Source organism: Arthrobacter sp. TB 26, assembly GCF_000427315.1.
GTDB lineage: Bacteria > Actinomycetota > Actinomycetes > Actinomycetales > Micrococcaceae > Arthrobacter.
This window is the reverse complement of sequence record NZ_AUPJ01000493.1, coordinates 1-5,512: the sequence shown is the minus strand read 5'-3', so window position 1 is coordinate 5,512 and position 5,512 is coordinate 1. Positions and strand designations below refer to the sequence as shown.

5 protein-coding genes and 1 pseudogene (1 of these 6 cut by a window edge) are annotated in these 5,512 nt (G+C 67.9%); 2 read left to right on the top strand and 4 right to left on the bottom strand.

The annotated features are described in order from the left end of the window. Window positions 1–115: the 3' end of a Pr6Pr family membrane protein gene (locus K789_RS0119355; protein ID WP_024368194.1), read on the top strand. Its footprint begins 596 nt before the window's first position; only the last 115 of its 711 coding nucleotides appear in the window; its start codon lies beyond the left edge, outside the window; the stop codon is at window positions 113–115. Between the two features lie 51 nt (window positions 116–166). On the opposite strand, the gene K789_RS0119350 is transcribed toward K789_RS0119355, so the two are convergent. The 4 genes and pseudogenes from K789_RS0119350 to pepN all read right to left on the bottom strand — a co-directional run bounded on the left by K789_RS0119350 (window position 167) and on the right by pepN (window position 4,555). Then, window positions 167–625, bottom strand: coding sequence for a globin (locus K789_RS0119350; protein ID WP_024368193.1), 459 nt, complete (start codon window positions 623–625; stop codon window positions 167–169). Between the two features lie 4 nt (window positions 626–629). Next, window positions 630–1,289 (bottom strand): mechanosensitive ion channel family protein, encoded by a 660-nt coding sequence (locus K789_RS0119345; RefSeq protein ID WP_024368192.1) that lies wholly within the window; start codon window positions 1,287–1,289, stop codon window positions 630–632. Window positions 1,290–1,403: 114 nt separating this feature from the next. Then, window positions 1,404–1,889: an OsmC family protein gene (locus K789_RS0119340; protein WP_024368191.1), complete on the bottom strand. Its 486-nt coding sequence runs from the start codon at window positions 1,887–1,889 to the stop codon at window positions 1,404–1,406. 108 nt (window positions 1,890–1,997) lie between these two features. Beyond that, window positions 1,998–4,555: pseudogene (gene pepN, locus K789_RS23600) on the bottom strand (aminopeptidase N). Window positions 4,556–4,703: 148 nt separating this feature from the next. Between pepN and K789_RS0119330 the strand changes: the two are divergent. Continuing rightward, the coding region (locus tag K789_RS0119330; RefSeq protein WP_024368190.1) for a hypothetical protein at window positions 4,704–5,512 on the top strand (809 nt) is incomplete at its 3' end.

Genomic DNA, 5,512 nt, shown 5'->3' with positions numbered 1-5,512 from the left:
GGCCGCGCTGACGACGACGGCCCAGGTGCTCGTCGCTTTCCTCTTCGTGGCGGTCCTCCTGCATGTCGCCGGCAATGCGCGCGCCGCGCTCGCAGTGCGGCACGAGCGGCGCTGATCTCCGGCCCGCGCCGCACCGGCGCACGCAGCAACTTCGCGGGTGCGCCCCTTAGGCTCCGGACGGGCTGTTCACCATGGAGAGGGCCGCCCGCTCCATGTAGTCCCACAGCGTCCCTTCGTGCAGCGGCGGGAGCTCCAGGGAATCCACCGCGGTGCGCATGTGGTGCAGCCACCGCTCCTTCGCTTCCGGTGTGACACGGAAAGGCTGGTGCCGCATCCGCAGCCGGGGGTGCCCGCGCTCCTCGCCGTACGTCGTCGGGCCGCCCCAATACTGCTCGAGGAACATCAGGAAGCGACGCTTGGCGGGGCCCAGATCCTCCTCCGGATACATCGGCCGCAGCAGCGGATCCGTGGCCACGCCGTCGTAGAACACGTCGATGAGCTTCACGAACGTCTCGTGGCCGCCCACGGCGTCGTAGAAGTTGTCCGTGTAACCGGGCTGGGTGAACGGATCGTTCTGCAGCAGCTGCTTGGGCTGGCGGGGCTCGCCGGCGAGGGGGATCGTCATGGCTCTATTCTCCGGCCTTCTGCTGGGGTGCGTCGTCGGCGTCGTCCGAAGCCGGTGTTTCAGGCGGAATGTAGGTTCCCTGGGAGCGGTTGCCCACCCGCAGGATTTCGCCGTTGCGCAGGTACCAGATGGTGCCGTCCTCGGCCCGGACCCGGGTAATCCGGAGGTTCATCTGCTCCACCGTACCCACCACCTCGGAGGTCTCGATGATGTCGCCGATGCCGTACTGGTCCTCGATGGTGATGAAGATGCCGGCCAGGAAGTCCCGGATCAGCTGCTGGGCGCCGAAGCCGATGGCGATACCCAGGATTCCGACGCTGGTCAGGATCGGCGCCACGTCCACGTTCAGGTTCTTGAGCACATACACGCTGGTGAGGACGGCCACCAGGACGCCGACCACGCTGCTGAGCAGTGCGCCGATGGTGTTGGCCCGCTGGACCCGGCGTTCGTGGTCCAGGGCGCGGAAGGCGGGGGCCACCCAGCGGAAGTGCGGCTTCTTGAAGAATGTGCTGCCCGCGGCGACGCGTTTGGTGATGCCGGCGATCACGAAGGACGCCACCAGCCAGACGGCGATGCCGACCCCCAGACTGATGAGGACACCCGGCAGATTGATGGCCGAGATGTCGGGAGGGGTGATGGGTTCGGTCGTGGTGAGGCTGATCATCGGCGGGGGAGTACTCCTTGTTGCTGCGCTCTGGTCTACTTCAACATTAGCGCCGCAGCGTGGCCGGATGCGCATCCTGGGCGTCCTAAGCCGGGGCCCAGGGCCGGCCGATGGTCAGCCCGGCTGGCCCCCGACTTCCACGCTGGGTTCGTGCAGCACCGGGAAGTTGACGCTCCGGGCGATGAAGCAGACCCTGTTCGCCCCGGCGTGCAGTTCGTCCATGAGCTCCTCCGCCGCCGGTGCAGCCAGGGTCACCCGCGGCTTGAGAGTGACCGATTCAAACTGCCCGCTGCCGTCCCGGTTGGTCCGCATCAGCCCCTCGGCCCGGTCCTCGTATGCCGTGACCACCACACCGTGCTTCACGGCGACGTGCAGGAAGGACAGCATGTGGCACTGGGACAGGGCTGCCAGCAGCAGCTGTTCCGGGTTGTAGCGGTTCCGGTCGCCGTGGAAGGTCGGGTCCGCGGAGCCCCGCAGGACGGGTAACCCGGGGATCTCGACGTCGTGGTCGCGTGAGTAGCCGCGGTACGACGCCGTCCCGTTGCCCAGGTTCCCGGTCCAGCGGACTGTCAGCGCGTAGCGGTGCTCATCGAGGCTCATGGCTCCAGCCTAGGACACATCCCCGCCCAACTAGCTAGCAGCAGGGGCCGTTTTGAGCGTCCAAAACGGCCTTAGCTGCGAGCCAGTTGGGCAGGATCGGTGGACTGCTTAGCCGACGTCGGCCTGGCGGGCGCGCAACGCGCGNGGGCCACGCCGTCGCGGTTCTCCAGCATCATCCGCCGCAGGGCCGTGCTGTCCGCCGGCAGTGAGGCAAGGAAGCCGTCGGTCCGGTCCACGGTCGCCTGCGTGGTCAGCTGCGCCGGGTAGAGCCCGACGACGATCTGCTGGGCCAGCGCGTGCGTGCGGTCCTTGACGATCCCCGGGACGGCGTCGAAGTACTTCCCGGCATACGGCTCCAGCAGGGACGTGTCGAGCACCCGGGTGAAGCCGCTGACGGCCGAGCCCTGGAGCGCGTTGGACAGCTCGCCCTTGACCACAATCGATTCCCAGGCCGCGGCCTTGGCCTCGGGGGTGGGGATGGCGGCCTGGGCGAGGGCCGCCGCGTTCTGCCCGGTGGCGGTGTTGTCGTGCGCCAGTTCGGCGTCGATCTTGTCTTGTCCGGCGCGGCCGCCGACAACGAGGGAAGTGATCAGTTCCCAGCGCAGGTCCTGGTCCACGGTGAGGCCCTCCAGCGTCAGGCTGCCGTCCAGCAGCCCGGACACGGTGTCCAGCTGACCGGCGCTGCGGGCCAGCAGGGCATAGGACTTGACGAACTGCAGCTGCGCGTCGGAGCCGGCCGGGACGCCCGAGGCGAGCTCCCAGAGCCGGTCGGCGGCGGCGATAGCGGTGGCTTCCTTGTGTTCCGCGGCCACGTAGAAGTTCAGGGTGGTGGCCAGCTGGCGCAGCTGGACGAGGATCACGGAGGAATCGGATTCCTCGGCGATGTTGGCGAGGATCAGTTCCACGTAGCCGCGCGCGGGGGTTTCGCCGTCGCGGGCGGCGTCCCAGGCTGAGCCCCAGACGAGGGTGCGGGGAAGGCTCTGGCTGAAGTCCTTGAGGTGTGCCGTGGCGGTGGCGAGGGACACCGGGTCGAGGCGGACCTTGGCGTAGGCGAGGTCGTCGTCGTTGAGCAGGATCAGGTCCGGCCGGGTGAGCCCGGCCAGCGCGGGCACCTCGGTGCGGCCGCCGTCGACGTCGAGCTCCTCGCGGCGGACGCGTTCCAGCTTCCCGTCGCCGTTGAGGTTATAGAAACCCACGGCGAGCCGGTGCGGGCGGAGGGTGGGCTGTCCCTCGGTGGCGGACTGCAGGATCGCGAAGGAGGAGATCGTCCCGTCTGCGCCCACGGACAGCTCGGGCTTGAGCGTGTTGACACCGGCGGTCTCCAGCCAGAGCCGGCCCCACTGGTCCAGGTCGCGGCCGCTGGCCTTTTCGAGTTCGGCCATCAGGTCGCTGAGCTCGGTGTTCTGCCATGCATGCTTGCGGAAGTACTCGCGGACACCGGCCATGAACTCCTCCGGTCCCACCCAGGCGACGAGCTGGCGGAGCACCGAGGCGCCCTTGGCGTAGGTGATGCCGTCGAAGTTCACCTCGACGTCCTCGAGGTTGTTGATCTCGGCGAAGATCGGGTGGGTCGTGGGGAGCTGGTCCTGGCGGTAGGCCCAGGACTTCTCCACCGAGGCGAAAGTGGTCCAGGCGTGGTCGAACCTGGTGTTTTCCACGGCGGCCAGGTGGGACATGTACTCGGCAAAGGACTCGTTGAGCCACAGGTCGTTCCACCAGCGCATCGTCACGAGGTCACCGAACCACATGTGGGCGAGTTCGTGGAGCACGGTGATGGCGCGGCGCTCCACCTGGGCGTCGGTGACCTTGCTGCGGAAGACGTAGCCTTCCAGGATGGTCACGGCCCCGGCGTTTTCCATGGCGCCGGCGTTGAACTCCGGGACAAAGAGCTGGTCGTACTTTTCGAACGGGTACGGGCAGCCGAACTGTGCCTCGAAGAACTCGAAGCCCTGGCGGGTGAGGTCGAAGATGTTGTCCGCGTCCAGATACTGCATCAGGGACTTGCGGGCGAAGACTCCCAACGGTGTGACCTTCCCGTCGGCGGAGACCACTTCGCTGCGGACGGACTGGTAGGGCCCGGCGATCAGGGCCGTGACGTAGGAGGAGAGCCGCGGCGTGGGGGTGAACTCCCAGACGGAGCGTGCCCCGCCGTCGGTGCCGGGGATGGTCTCGACCGGGACCGGGGTGGGGGAGTTGGAGATGAGATCCCAGTGCGAGGGGGCGATCACCGTGAACGTGAAGGTGGCCTTGAGGTCGGGCTGTTCAAACACGGCGAACATCCGCCGGGAATCCGGTACCTCGAACTGGGTGTAGAGGTAGACCTCGTGGTCCACCGGGTCCACGAAGCGGTGCAGCCCTTCGCCCGTGTTCATGTACGGGGCTTCGGCGACGACCAGCAGCTCGTTGTCCGCCGCCAGATCCGGCAGCTGGATGCGGACGCCGTCGGAGACCTCGGCTGGATCAAGGTCGACACCGTTGAGGGTGACGCTCTGCACGGTGTCGGTGACGGCGTCGATGAACGTCGAGGACCCCGGCCTCGCCGTGAACTTTACGGCCGTGGTGGTGCCGAAGACTTTCTCACCGCGGGTCAGGTCGAGCTCGACCTCGTAGGAGTCGACGGCGATCAGTTCGGCGCGCTCGCGTGCTTCAGCACGCGTCAGGTTCATTCCGGGCAAAGTTGGGCCTCCAGGGATGCTGTGGGGTTGGGAGAACTCGGTTCTGTGAAATCATTCTTTCACTTCTGCGGCGCTTGGCAAGTTGCCTGGGTCACACCAACATACCGAAGGCCGAATCACCGGGGGTAGCGTTGGGCATATGGGAAAGTTTCGGGATTCCGTCGACGCCAGGGCGCTGCGCTTCGCCGTGGGGTTCCCTCTGGTGCTCGCAGCGGCGTTTGTTCTGTGCGCGTTCCTGATCCGCCCCGACCTGCCCGAACCGCTGGCAGTCCGCTGGGCGGAAGGCGCCGCCGCGGACTTTGCACCGTTCGGGGCTGTGGTCGGAGTCGGGGCGGCCATGATCGTGCTGCTCGGCGGTGCCGTGCTGGTACAGGCGGTGCCGCTGTCCCGTCCGGCCGTGATGCGCCGGATCATGATGGGCGCAGGACTGTTCGTCAGCCTGTTCATCACCACCGTCCTGGCCGCCGTGCTGGTCGGTCAGCTCGGACTCGACAACGCGCGCCAGGCCCAGGTGGACGTCGCGGTGCTCGCCATGGGCAGCGGCGCCGCCCTGGGGCTGGGCGTCGTGATGGGCTTCGTCTTCAAGGCCGACGAACGCTGGTCCGCCGACGACGACAGGGCCATCGCGGAAGCCCTTGCCCGCGAGCTCGATCCCGACCTCGCCCGGGACTCAGTGAGCCTGTGGATCCATGCCCGCAGCTCGGTCTTTGTGATGCTCGGGATCGCCACCCTGCTTCCCGCCGCGCTCCTCACCATCGCCGTCCCCTGGCTGGCTGCCCTCCTCGTGGCCCTGGCCCTGCTGGCCGCCGCGTGCCTGTTCGCCCGCATCCGGGTGGACCGGAGCGGCCTGCGGGTCTTCGCCGCCGGGTTCGTGCGGGTGATGGACGTGCCGGCCGCGGCCATCGAGTCGGCGACGCCGAAGGAGATCAGGGCGGCCGACTACGGCGG